The sequence below is a fragment of the Gordonia namibiensis NBRC 108229 genome, from assembly GCF_000298235.1.
GTDB classification, from domain to species: domain Bacteria; phylum Actinomycetota; class Actinomycetes; order Mycobacteriales; family Mycobacteriaceae; genus Gordonia; species Gordonia namibiensis.
The window spans coordinates 52,395-70,369 of the sequence record NZ_BAHE01000008.1 but is presented as its reverse complement, the minus strand read 5'-3'; the positions used below and the strand labels follow the sequence as shown (position 1 = coordinate 70,369).

Genomic DNA, 17,975 nt, shown 5'->3' with positions numbered 1-17,975 from the left:
GGCGACATCGTGCCATAGGACTGTTACTCAGATCACAGAAATCGCGGTCAGATGTCGCGTCCGATTTCCGCCAGAACTCGTTCGCTCCGGATGTCAGAGTGGACAGGTGACCACAGCATCCGTCGACCAGGCAGTCCCGGGTTCGGCTCCGGACTTCGACCGCTGCTACCGCGCCGTCCAGGCCCGGGACGCCCGGTTCGACGGCCAGTTCTTCGTCACCGTCCGCACCACCGGGATCTACTGCCGTCCCTCCTGCCCCGCGCAGACACCGCGACCGCACAATGTCGCGTTCGTGCTGACCGCGGCCGCAGCGCAGCAGCAGGGCTACCGCGCCTGCCGACGATGCGCCCCCGACGCCGTCCCCGGTTCGCCGTTGTGGAACGTCAACGCCGACATGTCCGCCCGGGCGATGCGGCTGATCGCCGATGGCGTCGTCGAACGTGAGGGCGTCGCCGGTCTCGCTGCGCGGCTGAAGTATTCGCCGCGGCACCTCAACAGGGTCCTCACCGACCATCTCGGCGCCGGACCGCTCGCACTCGCCCGCGCACACCGCGCCACCAACGCCCGGGTGCTGATCCAGTGCACGGCGCTGCCGATGTCCGACGTCGCGTTCGCCGCCGGCTTCGCCAGCATCCGGCAGTTCAACGACACCATCCGCGCCGTCTTCGGGCTCACCCCGACCGAACTCCGCCGCCTCCGCCACCGCCGCGACCGGTCGCAATCCGACGCGGTATCGGCCCCGGGCAGTGTGACCTTGCGCCTGCCGTTCCGCGCGCCCTACCGCTGGACCTGGATGCGCTGGTTCCTGTCCGCACACGCGGCGACGGGGGTCGAGACCGTCATCGACGACGCCGACGCAACGCTCGGCTGGCGGTTCCGGCGCGTCATCGCTCTCCCCCACGGACCCGCCATCGCCGACATCGAACCCCACGACGACCACGTCGGCGTGGTCCTCTCCCATCTCGACATGCGCGACCTCGGAGCCGCGGTCAACCGTGTGCGCCGACTCCTCGACCTCGACGCCGACATCACCGCCGCCGAAGAGTCCCTCGCCGCCGACCCGACACTGCGCCCCCTGATCGAGGGCGCACCCGGCCTTCGTGTGCCGGGCAGCCTCGACCCCGCCGAGACGATCATCCGCACGATGCTCGGCCAACAGGTCAGTCTCGCGGCGGCACGGCACCAGATCGATCGGCTCGTCGACGCTCTGGGCCGACCGCTGCACGACGCAGGCCCCACCGACGGAGACGTTCCGAGAGCATTCCCGACCGCGGCCGCGATCGCCGCCGACGGACGGGCCGTCCTCCGCGGACCGAGCCGCCGGATCGATGCCGTCATCGGGGTCGCCGAGGCCCTGGCCGAAGGTCGGGTGGAACCGCATGTGGGGGTCGATGCGTCTGATCTACGTGCGCAACTGATCGAGCTGCCCGGCATCGGCCCCTGGACCGCCGACATCGTCACCATGCGGGTGACGGGTGATCCCGACGTCCTGCTCGCGAACGACCTGATCGTCGCCCGGGCAGCCGCCGACCTCGGCGTCGATCTGCGCGACACGCATCACTGGGCACCGTGGCGCTCCTACGCGACGATGCACCTGTGGCGACACCGCCTCGCCGGCTCCGGCGAGGCCGTATGACGAGCGGACCTCCGATGACGCCTCACCTGACACCGACTCCATCCGAACCCCGACCCGACAGGAGCGACATGTCCGCACCGTCCCCCACCATCTCCGACGCCACGGTTGCCACCGTCTCCGACGACCCGATCACCACCGTCTCCACCGGCGGATACGCCACCGTCGACACCCCCAACGGCCCGTTCACCGTGATCGCCGACCACGCCGACCGCGTCCTCGCCTCCGGATGGACCGACGACCCGGCCTATCTCGCCGCACTCATCCACCGCTCGCTGCGGCCGGAAACCCTGCAGCGCTCCGAGACCCTCGGGAGTCTCACCGACACCGTCACCGCGTACTACGAGGGCGAGGTCGACGCACCGTCGCGGGTCGAGGTGGTCCAGCTCTCCGGCGGCACCTTCCTCAACAAGGCGTGGGACGCCCTGCGCCTCGTCGAACCGGGCCGGCCGGTCACCTACACCGAGTTCGCCGAGCGGGCGGGCGAGCCGGCCGCCGTCCGTGCTGCGGCAACCGCGTGCGCCCGCAACGCCGCCGCACTGTTCGTTCCGTGCCATCGGGTGAAGCGCAGCGACGGGTCGCTGGGCGGCTTCCGCTACGGGCTGGAGACCAAGAAGTGGCTGCTCGATTTCGAGGCTCCCGCCGCGGACTGAACCGGCCCGACGCAGGTCAGAAGATTTTGTCGGGGGCATCCGACACCATCGGGGCATGATCGCAGCAGCCCTGTCACTCGTGTTCGGCGTCCTGCTCGGTATCGCGCTCGGTTGGTGGGCGCATGCCGCGCGGAGTGCCGGCGTGGTGGCCGCAGCTCGGGCCGAGGTCGAGATGCTGCGCGAGGGTCGTTCCGACGTGGCGTCGTCCTTGTCCTGGGCCACCGAGGATGCGGCCCGACGGCAGTCCACCGCCATCGGCAGCCAGGTGCAGCACATCGTCGAACCGCTGCGCGCCACGCTGTCGCAGCTCTCCGACGAGCTGCGGCGGGTCGAGTCCAACCGGATCGGCGCCTATGCAGGACTGACCGAGCAGGTTCGCGGCATCCACGCGGCGTCGGTCGCGCTCAACGACCAGACGCGCCAGCTCGCCAACGCGCTGCACAGTTCCCATTCGCGCGGCCGTTGGGGCGAGGTGCAGCTCGAACGGGTCGTCGAGCTGGCCGGGATGTCCAAGCACTGCGACTTCAGCACCCAGGTGTCGCTGCCGGACAAGACGAAGGAAGGAACCACGGTCCGGCCCGACCTCGTCGTCCACCTCGCGGGCGGACGCGACATCGTCGTCGACGCGAAGGTGCCTCTCGACGCCTATCTGCGGGCAGCGGAGGCCACCGAGGCCAAGGCACGAGACCGTCTGATCGGCGAGCACGCCCGGGCTTTGCGTGCCCACATCGCGCGGCTCTCGGCCAAGGCTTATTGGACGGCCTTCGAGAACACCCCGGAGATGGTTGTGCTGTTCCTTCCGGCCGACGCGGTTCTCGAGGCCGCGGTGCGCACCGATCCGGAGGTCCTCGAATACGGCTTCGGCCGCAATGTGGTCATCGCCACCCCGACGACCCTCATCGCCCTGCTGCGGACCGTCGCCCTCGGCTGGCGCCACGATGCGATGGCCCGCGATGCCGCGGTCATCCATGGGCTCGGTATGGAACTGCACCAGCGTCTCGCCGGCGTACTCGGGCATCTCGGTTCGCTGGGCACGTCGCTGCAGCGCACGGTCGACGCGTACAACTCGACCATCGGATCGGTGGAGAGCCGGCTCGGCGTCACCGCACGCCGCCTGGCCGAACTCGATGCCCTGGGCGACGCCGCCGAACCGCCGCGACCCCGGGTGATCCACGACACCTGCCGGTCCGCCGGATCCGCGGCAACACCTGCGACGACATCGGCGGCCGCGTCCACGCCACGTGCCGGCGGTGGAGCGTTTTCCGCCGATGAACCGGTACCGTGACCATGTGCCTTCCCCGCAACGTCTACAGACCGCGGTACCACTGGACCAGCAGTCCGTGTTGCCCGCGGTCCGCGGTGTGCCGTGGTGGGGTGCCGTTGTCCTGGCAACCGGGATCACGGCCCTCGGAGCGGCGATCGACGCCGGCAGCAACGACTCGCTCGGCGGGATCTACAAGTTCTGCTACCTCGTCGGCTGTGTTCTCGCCGCCCTCGCCGTGCGTCGCCGCGCCCTGTTCACCGCCGCCGCCCAGCCACCGCTGATCGCGTTCTTCGTCAGCATCGTCACGCTGTACGGACTCAACTCCGAACAGGCGTCGTCCGGCCTGAAGAGTCTGATCTTCAAGGTGCTGCTGCCGATCGCCGCGGACTTCCCCTGGATGCTGACGGTGTTCCTCGTGACCCTCGCGCTGGTGCTGGTCCGGTGGTTCCTGACCCGCGGCGACGACGACAAGAACTCCGGTGGCCGCGGAAAGCCGACCGGTTCCCGCAGCACATCGAGGAACGCCGGCAAGGACAAGACCGACCGCCCGAAGACCGAGGAGCCGAACGAGCGCCCGACCAGGCATCGTCGGGCCAAGTCCGGCTCCGCACAGACCAGCTCCGCACAGACCAGCTCCGCACAGACCGGCGCCGCACCGGCCACCAAGTCGCCGTCGAACCGGTCGCGGCCGCAACGGTCCCGCCCCGGTTCGGCATCGGAACGACCGGCCTCATCCGAGCGGCCCGCCACCTCGGCACGCACGGCGACTGCCGAACGGACCGCCCAGCGGACCCCGACCCCCGGCCGTCCGACGGTCGCGGATCTCGCCGCACCCGATCTCACCCCCTCGGATGCCCCGCTCTCGGGTCCGGCGGACACGGCTCGTCCCGATGCCGCACCGTCGGGGTTCAAGGCGTACGAGTCGGCCACCGACGCCGGTCCGGCCGACGTCGCCGACACCCGCTCCTGACGTAGAGCAGGATCGCCACCTCCCCTGACGCGCGCCGCTACAGCCTGCGCCGCAGCGCTCAACCGTCGATTCTGCTGCGGTTGGCGTCGACCGTCAGACGTTGAGTTCGATCCACTGCGCCAGTTTGCGGGCCGCGGCATCGACCAGATCGGGCCACTCCATCGCGCCCTCGTCGGCGTTGTCGGTGACGGCCTTGACGAGCCGGCACGGGATGCCGAACTGGGCGCTGACATGGGCGACCGCGCATCCCTCCATGTCCACGAGGTCCGCGTGACGGGCGAGTTCGGCGCGTCGTACCGGGTCGGCGACGAAGGTGTCCCCCGAGGCGAGCACCGTGCCGTCGCCGTCCGGAAGTTCCCAGCGGTCGGTCATGTCGTAGCCCATGGCCCGGAGTTCGGCGCTGCTGATGTCGTGCTCGAGCACCGCCGACGGGATGAACAGATCGCGCCCGGGAGCGACGACGCCGTCCCGCAGCGCACCCGCCGTGCCGATGTTGATGATCTGTCGGACAGCTGCACCGACGGCCAGTTCTCGACTCAACGCCATCGTCGCCCGGACCTTGCCGATACCGGTGACGAGCAACCGCGACCCCGCGGGAAGGTGCCGCGCCTCGGCTCGGGTCGCCGACACGATCAGGACACTTCCGGACACGCCGCTCCGCACATCGTCATCAGACACCAGGTGATTATCGCGTGCCCCGATCACGCGTGAGCGTCGAGGACACTCCGAGCCGCCCGGCCGAGCGCGGTGCCGTACCCGGGGCCGTGTCCGGCTGCATGCACCGCGAGCGGGTGTAGCTGATGGACCTCGACCCTGTCCTCCCAGCCGGGGACCAACGGATGCGTCTCCTGATATCCGATGATGATCTCGTCGAGCAGCGGGCAGCCGAAGAGCGCGAGCATCGCGAGGTCGGTCTCGCGGTGACCTCCGTGCGCGGCGGGGTCGATCAGGACGACGCCAGCCGGGGTCCACATCACGTTCCCGTTCCAGAGGTCGCCGTGGATGCGGGCGGCGGGTTCGGCGTCGTCGAGGGCATTATTCGCGATGAGTTCGCAGGCGGCGTGGACGGCGTCGGCGTCCGAAGCGGTCAGGTTGCCTGCCTCTAGTGCCGGACGCAGGTAGGGCTCGACGCGTTCGCGGGCGTAGAACTCGCCCCACGAGTCGTACTCGATGGAGCTCAGCGGGCGTCGTCCGATGAACAACTGGCCGTCGAAGCCGGTCGGCGGCGAACCGAACCGCGGGGCGCCCGCGTCGTGCATGCTCGCCAACACCGCACCGAACGCTCGGGCCGCTGCGCGGTCGGGACGGGCCGTGTCGAGCTTCTCGAGTTCGATGGCGTCCTCACTCACGGCCAGCACCTTCGCCACCGGGGCCCCGGCGTCGGCGAGCCAGCGCAGACCGGCCGCCTCGGCGGCGAAGAAGTCGGGATGACCTCCCGGCGGACCGCTGCCCCGCAGCGTCTTACGGAAGACGCGACTCACTGTGCGGAATGGTGATCGCGCGCCCGTTCCTCGAGCTTGGTGCCGCTGATCCGTGCGAGTTTGTCGAACCGGTCGTTGGCCACCCGCATCACGATCTCGTAGGGCAGCGCGAACTTCCGCGCCCACCAGTAGCCGAATCGGATGTCGAAGGAGGTGTAGACCATGAAGCGGTTCTTGCGGATTCCCTTGAGGATCGCTGCGGCCGCCGTCTCCGGTGACACGGCGATCTTGTGGAAGTTGTTGATGGCGGCCTTGACTCGCGGATCGTTGCGGTCGACCCCGACGATCTCGACGGTGTCGACCAGCGGCGTGTCCACCCCGCCCGGACATACCAGCGACACCCCGATGTTGTGGTGTCGCAGATCGAATCGGAGCACCTCCGAGACGCCGCGGATCCCGAACTTGCTCGCGCTGTAGGCGGCGTGCCACGGCAGGGCGAGCAGGCCGGCGGCCGACGAGACGTTGACGACGTGACCACCGGCGCCGCGTCGGACCATCAGTGGCACAAAGCATTCGATGATGTGGATCGGGCCCATCAGGTTGACGTCGACCAGCGACCGCCAGTGCCGGTGTTCGAGATTCTCGACCGTGCCCCACGCCGAGATCCCGGCGATGTTCATCACGACGTCCATCACGCCGACCTCGGCGTCGACCTGCCGCGCGAAGTTGGCCACCCAGTCGTAGTCGGAGACGTCTCCGGCTACGTGGTACAGGACGGTGCCGTCGGCGCGGAGGATCTCGGCGACCACCTCGTCGAGCTGGTCGGCGTGCAGATCGGTCAGCACGAGTTCGGCGCCCTGCGCCGCGGCTGCTTCGGCGGTGGCGCGCCCGATCCCACTCGCCGCGCCGGTGATCAGTACCTTGCGTCCACGCAATGACGGCACCGGAGTGTCCATCACCAGGAGGTCTCGAATGCCCATGGGGCCGAGGTTAGTCGCCGGAGACGGACAGACTCAGCCGATCGGCAGCTTCCCGTCGAACAGGCCGTACAGAATCGTCAGCATCGCCTTGAGGACCTGCGCCGACACGTCCTGGCCCTGGGTCGCCAGTAGCTGCACGACGGCTTCGGGCTCCTCGGTGGCGAGCAGCTGCTGGACGAACGGGATCACCACGGACAGCCCACTGGCGTCGTCGGCCGGCGGCACCGACGGTGCGGGTGCGGCGCCGGTGGCCGCACTGCCGTTGACGTACTTCAGGATGCCGTCGGTGATGGCCATCGCGTACTTCAGCTGGCCGTCGCGTCCGGCCAGGGCGGCCGCCTCGGCCGGGTTGGACAGGTTGCCCATCTCGATGAAGACCGCGGGCACCTTGGTCAGGTTGACCGCGGCGATGTCGGGCCGGGTCTGGATGCCGTTGCTGACGCCGGCGTAGTTGGCCGACGGGAAGCCCGCGGCGAGGAAAGAATCGCGCATGACGTTCGACGCCTTGCGCCCCTCACCCGACTGCACGCGGTTGACGGTGGGGTCCGGGATCGGCAGCGAGGGCACGATCATGTGGAAGCCCTTCTTGGCGCTGTCGGCTCCGCGGCTCGTCGAATCGGCGTGCAGGCTCACCGCCACCGCTGCCCCGGAACGGCTCGCCGCGGCGGCGCGCTCATCCACGCAACCGCCCCAGCCGCGGTCGTCGGGCCGACTGAGCACGACGCGTGCCCCCTGGCTTTCCAACCCGGCCTTCACCAGCTGACTGATCTGCCAGTTGACGGTGTGCTCCCGCGCACCGTTCACCCCGGTGGCGCCGGTCGTCTGGCAGTCCTTCTTGCCGCCGCGTCCGTCGGGCACCTGCGCGTTGAGGCTGCGGCCGCCGGCGCTCGCCTGATGGCCCGGGTCCAGGAAGATCGTCTTCCCCGCGAGTGCGGCTCCGCGGGCGGGCGCGGCCTGCGCCGGTGCCACCACCAGGTTGGTCGCCATCACGGTCGACGCCACCGCAGTCACGGCGAAGGCGGTCGTCATCATGCGCTTCTTCATCATCTTCTGGAACATCGGCGTTTCGAGGCGTCGACCACGCTTTTCAGCACCGATCATTCGCCTCACTCCTCCCGTTAGACACCATCGGTCACACTGGTAACAGACTTAACAGTGAAACAGGGTTCGCGGAGTTTGCGAAATGGGAGACCTGGACGTTCTGGATTTCGTTAGCCAGATGTGACATCGCAACCGGCGTGTCGCGTGATCCACGACACACGTGTCGCGGCGACGCCCTCAGGCGTGCACGTGTCGCAGGACGCTGAGGATGCCGTGCTCGTCCGCTGCGTCCTCCGGCCGCGCGATCGCCGCCTGCAACTCGGCGCGCACGGCGTCGGGGTCGAGGCCTCGACCGATGGCGACGAGCTCCGTCGACGGCGTCTCGGACTCCCATGATTCGCGCTCGACCCGGACGAAACCGCCCACCCCGTGGACGACGAATTTCTGCCGGTACCGCGGCAGGTCGAAATGCACGATGCCCTTGATCCGGAAGCAGCCGCTCGGCGGCCTCTCCAGGAACCGCGCGAGCCGACGCGGGTCAAGGGGTTCGTCGCTTCGGAAGGTGACCGCCTCGTACCCGGCGTGCAGATGCTGGTGGTCGGAGTGGTCGTGCTCCTCGAGGAGCAGTTCGTCGAGAGTCAGTTGGCCGCTTCGGGGTTCGTCGTCGGCGGTCGCCTCGTCGATGTCGAACAGCAGGGCGGGGTCGACGCGGGCCTCGCGCGTCACGAGCGCGGCCGCGGTGGGATTCATCTGCGCCACAACCTCTTCGACGGCCCTCAGGTCCGAATCGGAGATCAGGTCGGCCTTGTTGACCAGAATGAGATCGGCAATCGCCATGTGCGCGTCGACCTCTGGGTGTTCCTCGCGCAGCGTGTGGATGTGGGCGGCGTCGACGACGTAGACCAGACCGCCGTAGCGGACCCTGGGATCCGCCACCGCGGTGACCATCCGGATGAGCGACTTGGGTTCGGCGATACCGCTGGCCTCGATGACGATCGCGTCGATCTTCGCGCCCGGCCGGACGAGGGAGGTCAGCGCGTCGGCGAGGCCGTCGGCGTCGACCGTGCAGCACATGCACCCGTTGCTGAGGCTCACCGCGCCGTCGACCTGTGCGGACACCAGCAGGGCGTCGATGTTGACCGAGCCGAAGTCGTTGACCAGCACACCCAGGCGCGTGCCGGTGGCACCCGCGGTGCGCAGCAGGTGATTGAGCAGCGTGGTCTTGCCCGAACCGAGGAAGCCGGCGACGACGATCACCGGAACCGGCGGCCGAGCCGATCGGGACGCACTCACCCCAGGCATGCCGGGCAGATCACCGCGAGGTCCCGACCCTCTCGATCGGGATGGTTCGCCACGTTGTTCGTCGACGCGCCACATTCGACGCACTTCCCGAGCATTTCGGCGTGATCGGAGAACTCGGTGCTCATCCGGTTGTCGAAGACGTAGAGCGATCCTCGCCAGAGTCCGTCGTCGCGGTAGCGCTCGCCGTAGCGGACGATGCCGCCGTCGAGCTGGTAGACCTCGTTGAATCCGCGGTTGCGCATCACCGTGCTGAGAACCTCGCACCGGACGCCACCGGTGCAGTAGGTGACCACCGGACGGTCTTTGAGGTGGTCGTAGGCACCGCTCTCGATCAGCGGGATGAAGTCGCGGGTGGTCTGCGCCTTGGTCACCACGGCACCGTCGAACCGACCGACCTGCGCCTCGATCTCGTTGCGGCCGTCGAAGAAGACGACCTCGTCGCCGCGCTCGTCGACGAGTTGGTGCACCTCTTCGGGCGTCAACCGGGCACCCCCGCCGACCACGCCGTTCTCGTCGACGACGATCTCGTCCGGAACTCCGAACGTCACGATCTCCGGCCGCACCTTCACACTCAGGCGCGGGAAATCGTCGCCGGTGCCGTCCGACCATTTGATGTCCGCGTCGGCGAACCCGGGGTACGAACGGGTCGCCCTGACGTAGCGTTTGACTGCGGCGATGTCGCCACCGACGGTGCTGTTGATTCCGTGTCGTGACACGATGATCCTGCCCCGCAACCCGAGCGACTCGCAGACCGACAGCTGCCACAACCGAATGGCTTCCGGATCGGGCAGCGGGACGAAGACGTAGAACAGAACGATCTTGGGGGTCGACACAATGCAAGGGTACGGAAATAGATCACGGCGGCCCGTACCCGTCCCCCGCCGTCGCCCGGCTCATTTCGGCCGCAAGATCTGCGGGTCGTTCGCGATCGTGATCACGGCGACAATCGTCACCGTTGCGGGATGTTCGTTACCCACCGACACCGCGCCTTCACGAATCGTCATTCCGCCGACCGACGAACTGTCGACCCTCACCGAGGTCGAGTCGGCATCGACAACAACCACCACGGGTGAGGACACCGCACAGAATCTGCCCGATTGGACAATTGGCCGAGTCGTCGCGATGGCTCCCCGCGTCGACAATTCACGCTTTCATCAGGGTTCGGTCACTCCTGATTCACCGATACAGGACTCGTCGGGCTTCCATTTCTCCACTCCCGATCGATCGGTCAATTGTTCGACGGGCACCAACGGGAGGTCGTCGCTGGCCTGCCGTATCAACGAGGGCGGCGACGCCGGGCCCTCGACGCGACCCACCCGTCCGTCGTCGGAGCCGGCCTCCTGCGACTGGGCGCCCGATTACGCAATCCTCAGTTCGGACGGTCCGCAGCGCGGCGCCTGCTCCAATCGCTATCCGGTCCTCTATCGGTCATCAATAGTCGACTATGGACGCACGATTTCGATTTCCCGATTCTCCTGCCTCGTGGAGACAGTCGGCCTGTTCTGTCTCGAATCGCGCTCGAAAGCGGGATTCTCGGTGACCGAAAGCGGATACCGGACCATCTACGCCGCCGATCGCGCGCCCGAGTCTTTGGTGGCACTCTCCCCGGAAGAATCCGACGAATCAGCCCGAGACGCGACGACGGTCACTTCACCAACTCGGACATCCCGGGCCACCACCCGGACCGGGACACCCCGACCGCGGTCAACTAACAGCAGCACAGTGCCCACTCCCTAAGAATTCTCGCGCCCCGACTTCCCTGAGCCATTTCGATACTTTAGGGTCTAGGCGGGGGTTCTCAGCGGCTACTCATAGTTCGGGTCTAAGCTGTGCACCGAAAGAATAGATCAAAACGGGGTGGATAAGGTTTAATAGACCTCCCACGGCCGAGTTGGTCGCATGACACAAATCGAGGGGAAAGCGTTTCATGGCGAAGAAGGAAATCGTTCAGGTCATCGACGATCTCGACGGCAAGGTTTTGGATCAGTACGAAACTGTCCGATGGTCACTCGACGGCAAGAATTACGAGTTCGACACTTCGTCGAAGCACGCTCAGCAATTCCGTGATTCGCTCTCGAAGTACCTCGACATCTCGCGCCAGACCGGCCGGGTGGCCAAGCGTGCGACGGCCACCACCGCAGCCACCGGCGGCGGGCGCAACAAGGAGACCACCAAGGCCATCCGCGAATGGGCGATTCGTGAGGGTTACGAACTCAGCGACCGCGGCCGTATCCCGCAGAGCATCATCGAGGCCTTCGAGGCCGCACACTGACCGGTCACGCGTGAGGATCTCCTCGCCCGTACCGAACCACCGCCCGGCTGCACTCGTGCGCCGGGCGGTAGTCGTCTGTGGGGTGCAGCCGTGAAGCCGCTCGAACCGCTCGCCGCACCGGTCGACCCGGTGGAGGCGCTCGCCCGCATCTCCTGGCTCCTCGAACAGCGGCGGGAGAGCAGCTACCGGGTGGAGGCGTTCCGACGCGCCGCCCAGGCCGCCGCACGACTCTCTCCCGACGACCTGCGGGACCGGGCGTCTGGTCGGACCCTCACCACGGTGAAAGGGATCGGCAAGACGACGGCGGCCGTCATCGGACAGGCCGTCGACGGCCAGGTTCCGGACTATCTCGCCCGGTTGCAGGACGAAGACCCGGCCTACCCGCCGAACGGTGCCGACGAACTGGTCACCGCAGTCGTCGGCGATCTCCACGCACACACCGAATGGAGCGACGGCGGGGCGCCCATCGACGAGATGGCCGCGGCCGCACAGGCCATGGGCCATGAGTGGCTGGCCATCACCGACCACTCCCCTCGGCTGACCGTCGCCAACGGGTTGAGCGCCGAACGGCTCGCGTCGCAGATCGCGGCAATCGACGAATGGAACAGTCTGCACGAGAACGGTTTTCGATTGCTTCGTGGTATCGAGATCGACATCCTCGACGACGGTGCACTCGATCAGTCGGACGAGATGATCGAGCGCCTCGACATCGTGACGGCCTCGGTGCACTCACGCCTGCGGATGGACCACGACGCGATGACGACCCGTCTGGTCAACGCGGTCTCCGACCCGCGCGTCCACGTCCTCGGGCACTGCACCGGCCGTCGGGTGCTGAGCGGGCGCGGCCACCGGCCTCCGTCGACCTTCGACGCCCGTGCCGTCTTCGAGGCGTGCGCGGCGAACGACACGATCGTGGAGATCAATTCGCGCCCCGAGCGGGTGGACCCGCCCGACGAGCTGATCGAGATCGCGATCGAGGCCGGCTGCCTGTTCGCGATCGACTCCGATGCGCATGCACCCGGGCAGCTCGAGTTCAAGGTCCTGGGTGCGCGTCGTGCCGTGGAGCATGACATCGACCCGGACCGGATCGTCACGACGTGGTCGTCGGAACGATTGCTGGAGTGGACTTCCCGATGAGCCGTGCGGCGAGCGGGAACAACAGGACCGTCGTCGCGCCGGCGGCCACCAGGGTGGAGGCGAGGGCGTCGGAGATGAGCTCGGAGGACACCGCGACCTCGGTGACCGCCACGATGATCGGCAGACCGGTCGCGGCGAACAGCGCCAGCTGAGTCCGCTCACGCGGGTGACTCAGGAAATGGCCGTCGTCGAGGTAGCGCGCGCTGAACCAGACCGGGACGCCGCGGGCGATCGCGATGGCCAGCACCAGGACCACCCACGTCCCGGGCTTGGACGCGACCGCCGACACGTCGATGTTCATGCCGGAGGTGACGAAGAAGATCGGGATGAGCACGCCGAACCCGATCACCTCCAGCGACTTGCCGACATGCGGGTGCTCCGGCCCGATGAGCCGGCGGAGGATCAGTCCTGCGGCGAAGGCGCCGAGCACCACGTCGAGGTCGAAGACCGCGGCCACCGTCATGAGCGAGACGAGCAACAGGACGACGACGCGCACCGGCAGTTGCACAGTGCCCCCGGCCATCTCGGCGATGGCCCGTCCGATGGCGGGGATACGCGCGAGGATGCGTTGTGGGGCAGCGGCTATCAGCAGCGCGGCCAGGACGAAGAGCACCAGCACGATCACCGCGCCGCCGAAACTACGGCTGGTCAGCAACAGCGACATGGCGAGCACCGGACCGAGTTCGCCGACCGCGCCATGCGCCATCACCGCACGCCCGAGCCGGGTGTCGGCCAGGCCCGCCTGTTTCATGATGGGCAGCAGCGTACCGAGGGCGGTGGAGGTGAGGGTGATCGCGATCGCGATGTGCGCGGTGAAGCCGGCCTCGCTCAACCCCAGCGAGAGGGTCGTCGCAACCAGGGCCACCGACCCCCAGGCGATGAGCAGGCTCACCATCCAGGACGCCTGGGCGACGCGACCGGACCTGCCGCTCAACAGCTTCGGGTCGAGTTCGTAGCCGGCGAGGAGGAACAGCATTCCCAGGCCGAGCTGGCTGAGCATGTCGATACCCGTGCGGTCGGCCCAGTCGAGCGCGTGCGGACCGATCACGATGCCGAACACCAGCAGCAGAACGGCGTCGGGAACGTACCCGCGGGACAGCCTCGACAGCAGCGGGCACACCGCGGCGATGAGGACGATCCAGAACAGCGACACGATCACCGAGGTGTCGGTCGTCGCGGACTCGGCAAGGATCATGACGAATATCGTGGCACGCCGCCTCCGGATTCATCCCGTCGCCACGACGTCGGAGTTCACGCCAGAGCGTTCACCCTTTCCCGGAGGACGGGGAGGACTCCCTCGGCGAACCAGTGTGCCTCCTCGATGTGCGGATAACCCGACAGGATGAAGTGCTCGAAGCCCTGCGCCTCGTATTCACCGATCAGCGCGGCGACCTCGTCGTAACTGCCGACGAGCGCGGTACCGGCTCCCCCGCGGATCAGTCCGACCCCGGCCCACAGTCCCGGATGGATCTCGAGGGCATCGCGCCGGCCGCCGTGGAGTTCCGCCATCCGGCGCTGACCTGTCGAATCCGAGCCCGAGTGCAGTGCGAACGCGGTCGCGACCTCCTCGTCGCTGATGCCTGCCAGTAGGGCGTCGGCGACCCGCCACGCCTCTTCGGACGTCTCTCGTGCGATCACATGCAGGCGCACACCGTATTCCAGCGTCCGGCCCTGCGCGGCGGCGCGTCGGGCGACCTCGGCGATCTTGTCCCCCGCCACCGCCGGCGGTTCACCCCACGTCAGGTACACCTCGGCGCGGGCGGCCGCGACACTCAGCGCCGGGTCCGACGACCCGCCGAAGAAGATCTGAGGCTTCGTCTCGGGCGGGTCGGGCAGGAACGCCCCCGCGATCTTGTAGAACTCGCCGTCGAAATCGACGGTCTCACCGGCCCACAGGCGCTCGACGATCTGCAGGAACTCGTCGGTGCGCGAGTAACGGCGGTCGTGGTCGACCCAGTCGCCGAACCGGCGCTGTTCCACCTCGTCGCCACCGGTCACGATGTTCACCGCCACTCGGCCACCGGAGAAGCGCTGCAGGGTCGCGGTCTGCTGGGCCGCGAGCGTCGGCGAGATCAGTCCCGGCCGGAACGCGACGAGGAACGACAACTTCTCGGTGTGGGTGATCGCCGCCGCGGTGGTGAGCCAGGCGTCCTCGCACCAGGTGCCGGTCGGGGTCAGCACGCTCTCGTACCCGAGCCGGTCGGCCGTACGCGCGACGTCGATCAGGTACGGCAGCTCCGGGGCACGGTAGCCGGGTGGATGTCGCTTGGTGGCCGAGGCATGTGATGCTCCGACTATCCCGCGGCTGTCACCGGCGGTGGGCAGGAACCAGTGGAAATGGCTCATCGATCAGACTTCCCTTCCAGACGGGTGGGTCGTGCCGGATGAATCAAGGCGGATCGGTCAGGAGGCCGGCGTGGAGAAGTACTCCGTCAGCGCATCGTCGTAGCGGTTGTCGACGAAGTCGGCGAAGGTGACCTCACCCTGTAGCTGACCCGATGCGGCGAAGGCGTCGGCGAGTGTCTGCTGCGATTCGACGACGCCGTCGTCCAACGCGATCGCCGGACGCAGGCTTCGACCCTGGGCGATCTTTCCGGCGCGCGGGTCGATACCGATCTCGGCGGAGTACTTCTCGGCCCACGCATCGGGGTTGGCCTTGGCCCAGTTGCTGGCACGCGCGATGCCTGCCACCAGTTCACGAACGGCGGTGTTGCGGCGCGGATCGGCGAGCGCCTGGTCACCGGCGATGCCGAATCCGTAACCGTTGGAGACACCTTCGGCGGTCACCAGCGTCTTCGGGTTGTTCTCGAGCTGCACGATCGCGGTGTAGGGATCCCAGATGGCCCAGGCGTCGACGTTGCCGGAGGTGAACGCGGACAACGCATCTGCTGGTTGCAGGAACACCGGCTGCACGTCCTTGCCGGGCCCGAGGGTCAGATTCGCCTTGTTCAGCTGAAGCAGCAGGTGGCCGTGAGCCGAGCTGCCCTTGGCGACGGCCACCTTCTTGCCGGCGAGGTCGGCGACCGAGGTGAGGGTCGAGTTGCCGGGGATCAGGATGGCGTCACCGCTCGCGTTGTTCGCGAAGCCGGCCACCACCTTGACCTTCGCGTTCGACGCCGCACCGAAGATGGGCGGGGTGTTGCCGGTGACGGCGAAGTCGATCTTGCCCGCCGTGGCCGCCTCGATCTGCGGCGGACCCGAGGTGAAGGTGGAGAACTCGACGTCGAACGGCAGCTTCTCGAGTTCACCGGACGCCCGCAGAAGCGCTGCGGTGCCGCCCTTCTGGTCACCGACGTGCAGTATCAGGTCTTGCAGCGAGGAGACCTCGACGGTCTCATCGGCGATCGAGTCCGCGGTGTCGTCACGCTGCACGCAGCCGGCGAGCCCCAGTGTCAGTGCAGCCGTGGCCAGTACGGCCGCGAGCACCCTCCGTCGAGAGGACGGGGTGCGGGACGGGCGAGCGGGAACGTCGGTGATTCTCATAGGTGTTGCGGCGCTTTCGGTGTGGGTGAACGTGGACGAACCGGAATCAAGCGGTGGTCAGCGGGCGGCGTCGGCGACACCGAGGGCGGTGAGGAGTTCGGCACGCAGCCGCGGGATCTGCGGGTCGACGGCGTCGTCGGAGTCGTCTCCGGCGGCGCCGCCGCGGGGATCGGGGACCGCGATGTCCTCGACGATCCGGCCGTCGGCCAGCACGACGACCCGGTCGGCGAGTCGGAGCGCCTCGTCGACGTCATGGGTGACGAGCAGAGCGCCGAATCGGTTGTGGCGCCAGAGCGAGATCAGCAGTTCGTGCATGGTGCGGCGGGTCAGGGCGTCGAGCGCACCGAACGGTTCGTCGAGCAGCAGGAGCTGTGGACGTGCGACCAAGGCGCGGGCGAGCGACACACGCTGCGCCTGGCCACCGGACAGTTGGGCCGGCCAGGCACCGGTCTTGTCGGTCAGGCCGACCTCGTCGAGGGTTCGGCGGGCGCGTTCCCTGGCCTCGGCCTTGCCGACCTTCTCGCGGACGAGTCCGAACACGACGTTCTGCAGCACCGTGCGCCACGGGAAGAGACGCGGTTCCTGGAACGAGACCGCCGGGAATCCCGCAGTGCTCACCGTTCCGGATTCGGTTTGCGACAAACCTGCGAGCAAGCGCAAGAGCGTCGATTTGCCGCTGCCGCTGCGTCCGATGAGCGCGACGATCTCGTGCGCGCCGACGCGCAGCGTCACATCACGGAGGACCAGATTGTCGCCATAGCCGAGACTGGCGTTCTCGACCTCGGCGGCGTACGCACGGGCGTCGTTGCGCGCGGTGGGCACGGTGACCTCGAGGTCGCGGGTGGCGATGGCGGTCATGGGGGGCTCTCTCCTGCTCGGGGTGACTCTTGTCGGGGCAGCGCGTTGCACGTCAACGGTTCTGGTACCGGGTGGTGTAGCGCTCGAGGGCGCGAACGATGGCGTCGGTGATCAGACCCAGTGCGGCGTAGACGATCAGGCCGAAGAAGATGATGTCGGTGCGCAGGAAGTCGCGTGCGTTGTTGATCAGGTAACCGAGCCCGGAGGTGGCGGCGATCTGTTCGGCGACGATGAGACTGAGCCAGGCGATCGCGAGCGCCTGACGGAGGCCGACCAGGATCTGCGGCATCGCTCCCGGGATGATGAGGTCGCGGATGGTGGTGATCCGTGAGAATCCCAGCACGCGGGCGGTTTCCACGAGCCGTGGGTCGATCTGCCGGATGGCGGCGGAGGTGTTGAGGTAGAGCGGGAAGAGTGCCCCGAGGGCGACGAGCAGGACCTTGGGCATCTCCCCGATCCCGAACCAGAGGATGAACAGCGGGATCAGGCCGAACAGCGGCAACGCCCGGATGGCCTGCATGTTGGGGTCGACGATGGAGTCGGCGTACCGGCTCAACCCGACGAGGAGACCGAGTCCGACGCCGACCAAGACACCGATCGCGAGACCGATGGCCACACGCTGCGCGGATGCGGCGACGGCGTCGAGGAGATGACCGTTGGACAGCACCTCCCAGCCCGCCTCGGCGATCAGCGACGGCGCGGGCAGGCGATCTTGCGGGATGACGCCGAGCGCACTGCCCAGCTGCCACAACACGAGGACGGCGATCGGCGAGAGGGCCCGGATGACCGTGTGCAGTCGACGGTTCTTCGTCTTCGTCTGGGCGGATGCCGAATTCGCCGAATCGGACTCGTCGGGAACTCGTGCTCCGGGCGCGCTGATGCTCAGGGTCTGGTCGGCCACGGGGCCGACGCTACGAACCGGGGCAGGGTCGGCGACACCCTTCGATTCAGCTTGAGTGCA

At 68.0% G+C, this 17,975-nt stretch carries 17 protein-coding genes; 6 read left to right on the top strand and 11 right to left on the bottom strand.

The window, feature by feature from the left end; translation table 11 throughout:
- The first annotated feature begins 106 nt into the window (after nt 1–106).
- The 4 genes from GONAM_RS04290 (at nt 107) to GONAM_RS04275 (ending at nt 4,520) form a co-directional block, all read left to right on the top strand.
- Nucleotides 107–1,636, top strand: a complete 1,530-nt coding sequence (locus GONAM_RS04290) for a DNA-3-methyladenine glycosylase 2 family protein (RefSeq protein WP_006865551.1) — start codon at nt 107–109, stop codon at nt 1,634–1,636.
- Between the two features lie 68 nt (nt 1,637–1,704).
- Entirely contained in the window at nt 1,705–2,286 is a 582-nt protein-coding gene (locus GONAM_RS04285) for a methylated-DNA--[protein]-cysteine S-methyltransferase (protein ID WP_006865550.1), read from the top strand.
- 55 nt (nt 2,287–2,341) lie between these two features.
- Complete coding sequence (locus GONAM_RS04280) at nt 2,342–3,571, top strand: DNA recombination protein RmuC (protein ID WP_006865549.1); 1,230 nt, start codon at nt 2,342–2,344, stop codon at nt 3,569–3,571.
- A 4-nt stretch (nt 3,572–3,575) separates the two neighbouring features.
- Nucleotides 3,576–4,520 carry a DUF6542 domain-containing protein gene (locus tag GONAM_RS04275; protein ID WP_040535384.1) on the top strand — a complete coding sequence of 315 codons (945 nt, stop codon included), beginning with the start codon at nt 3,576–3,578 and terminating at the stop codon, nt 4,518–4,520.
- 93 nt (nt 4,521–4,613) lie between these two features.
- Here the strand turns inward: GONAM_RS04275 and GONAM_RS04270 are convergent, their stop codons facing one another.
- From GONAM_RS04270 to trhO, 6 genes are all read right to left on the bottom strand, one after another.
- The gene (locus tag GONAM_RS04270; protein WP_006865547.1) at nt 4,614–5,171 is read right to left on the bottom strand and encodes a nucleosidase; all 558 of its coding nucleotides are present in this window, start codon (nt 5,169–5,171) and stop codon (nt 4,614–4,616) included.
- Between the two features lie 50 nt (nt 5,172–5,221).
- A complete protein-coding gene (locus GONAM_RS04265; RefSeq protein WP_006865546.1) occupies nt 5,222–6,001 on the bottom strand; it encodes a fructosamine kinase family protein in 780 nt (259 codons plus the stop codon).
- Nucleotides 5,998–6,921 carry an SDR family oxidoreductase gene (locus GONAM_RS04260; protein WP_006865545.1) on the bottom strand — a complete coding sequence of 308 codons (924 nt, stop codon included), beginning with the start codon at nt 6,919–6,921 and terminating at the stop codon, nt 5,998–6,000. The genes GONAM_RS04265 and GONAM_RS04260 overlap by 4 nt, the downstream gene beginning before the upstream one ends.
- A 33-nt stretch (nt 6,922–6,954) precedes the next feature.
- Nucleotides 6,955–7,980: an N-acetylmuramoyl-L-alanine amidase gene (locus GONAM_RS04255; RefSeq protein WP_040535381.1), complete on the bottom strand. Its 1,026-nt coding sequence runs from the start codon at nt 7,978–7,980 to the stop codon at nt 6,955–6,957.
- A 219-nt stretch (nt 7,981–8,199) separates the two neighbouring features.
- The gene (locus tag GONAM_RS04250) at nt 8,200–9,264 is read right to left on the bottom strand and encodes a CobW family GTP-binding protein (RefSeq protein WP_006865543.1); all 1,065 of its coding nucleotides are present in this window, start codon (nt 9,262–9,264) and stop codon (nt 8,200–8,202) included.
- Nucleotides 9,252–10,097 carry an oxygen-dependent tRNA uridine(34) hydroxylase TrhO gene (trhO, locus tag GONAM_RS04245; protein ID WP_006865542.1) on the bottom strand — a complete coding sequence of 282 codons (846 nt, stop codon included), beginning with the start codon at nt 10,095–10,097 and terminating at the stop codon, nt 9,252–9,254. Before trhO ends, GONAM_RS04250 begins: the two co-directional genes overlap by 13 nt.
- Before the next feature lie 1,094 nt (nt 10,098–11,191).
- Here trhO and GONAM_RS04240 point away from each other — a divergent pair.
- Together GONAM_RS04240 and GONAM_RS04235 are read left to right on the top strand one after the other, a co-directional pair.
- Nucleotides 11,192–11,536, top strand: coding sequence for a histone-like nucleoid-structuring protein Lsr2 (locus GONAM_RS04240; RefSeq protein ID WP_006865540.1), 345 nt, complete (start codon nt 11,192–11,194; stop codon nt 11,534–11,536).
- A gap of 90 nt (nt 11,537–11,626) precedes the next feature.
- Nucleotides 11,627–12,673, top strand: a complete 1,047-nt coding sequence (locus tag GONAM_RS04235; RefSeq protein ID WP_006865539.1) for a PHP domain-containing protein — start codon at nt 11,627–11,629, stop codon at nt 12,671–12,673.
- On the opposite strand, the gene GONAM_RS04230 is transcribed toward GONAM_RS04235, so the two are convergent.
- The 5 genes from GONAM_RS04230 to GONAM_RS04210 are packed head-to-tail and all read right to left on the bottom strand — an operon-like array spanning nt 12,627 to nt 17,915.
- A complete protein-coding gene (locus tag GONAM_RS04230) occupies nt 12,627–13,868 on the bottom strand; it encodes a cation:proton antiporter (protein WP_006865538.1) in 1,242 nt (413 codons plus the stop codon). The genes GONAM_RS04235 and GONAM_RS04230 overlap by 47 nt on opposite strands.
- A 56-nt stretch (nt 13,869–13,924) precedes the next feature.
- Nucleotides 13,925–15,019, bottom strand: a complete 1,095-nt coding sequence (locus GONAM_RS04225; RefSeq protein WP_006865537.1) for an LLM class flavin-dependent oxidoreductase — start codon at nt 15,017–15,019, stop codon at nt 13,925–13,927.
- A gap of 57 nt (nt 15,020–15,076) precedes the next feature.
- Nucleotides 15,077–16,156, bottom strand: a complete 1,080-nt coding sequence (locus tag GONAM_RS04220; protein WP_040535350.1) for an ABC transporter substrate-binding protein — start codon at nt 16,154–16,156, stop codon at nt 15,077–15,079.
- 57 nt (nt 16,157–16,213) lie between these two features.
- Complete coding sequence (locus tag GONAM_RS04215) at nt 16,214–17,014, bottom strand: ABC transporter ATP-binding protein (RefSeq protein WP_006865535.1); 801 nt, start codon at nt 17,012–17,014, stop codon at nt 16,214–16,216.
- Nucleotides 17,015–17,066: 52 nt separating this feature from the next.
- A complete protein-coding gene (locus GONAM_RS04210) occupies nt 17,067–17,915 on the bottom strand; it encodes an ABC transporter permease (protein ID WP_006865534.1) in 849 nt (282 codons plus the stop codon).
- Nucleotides 17,916–17,975: the final 60 nt, after the last annotated feature.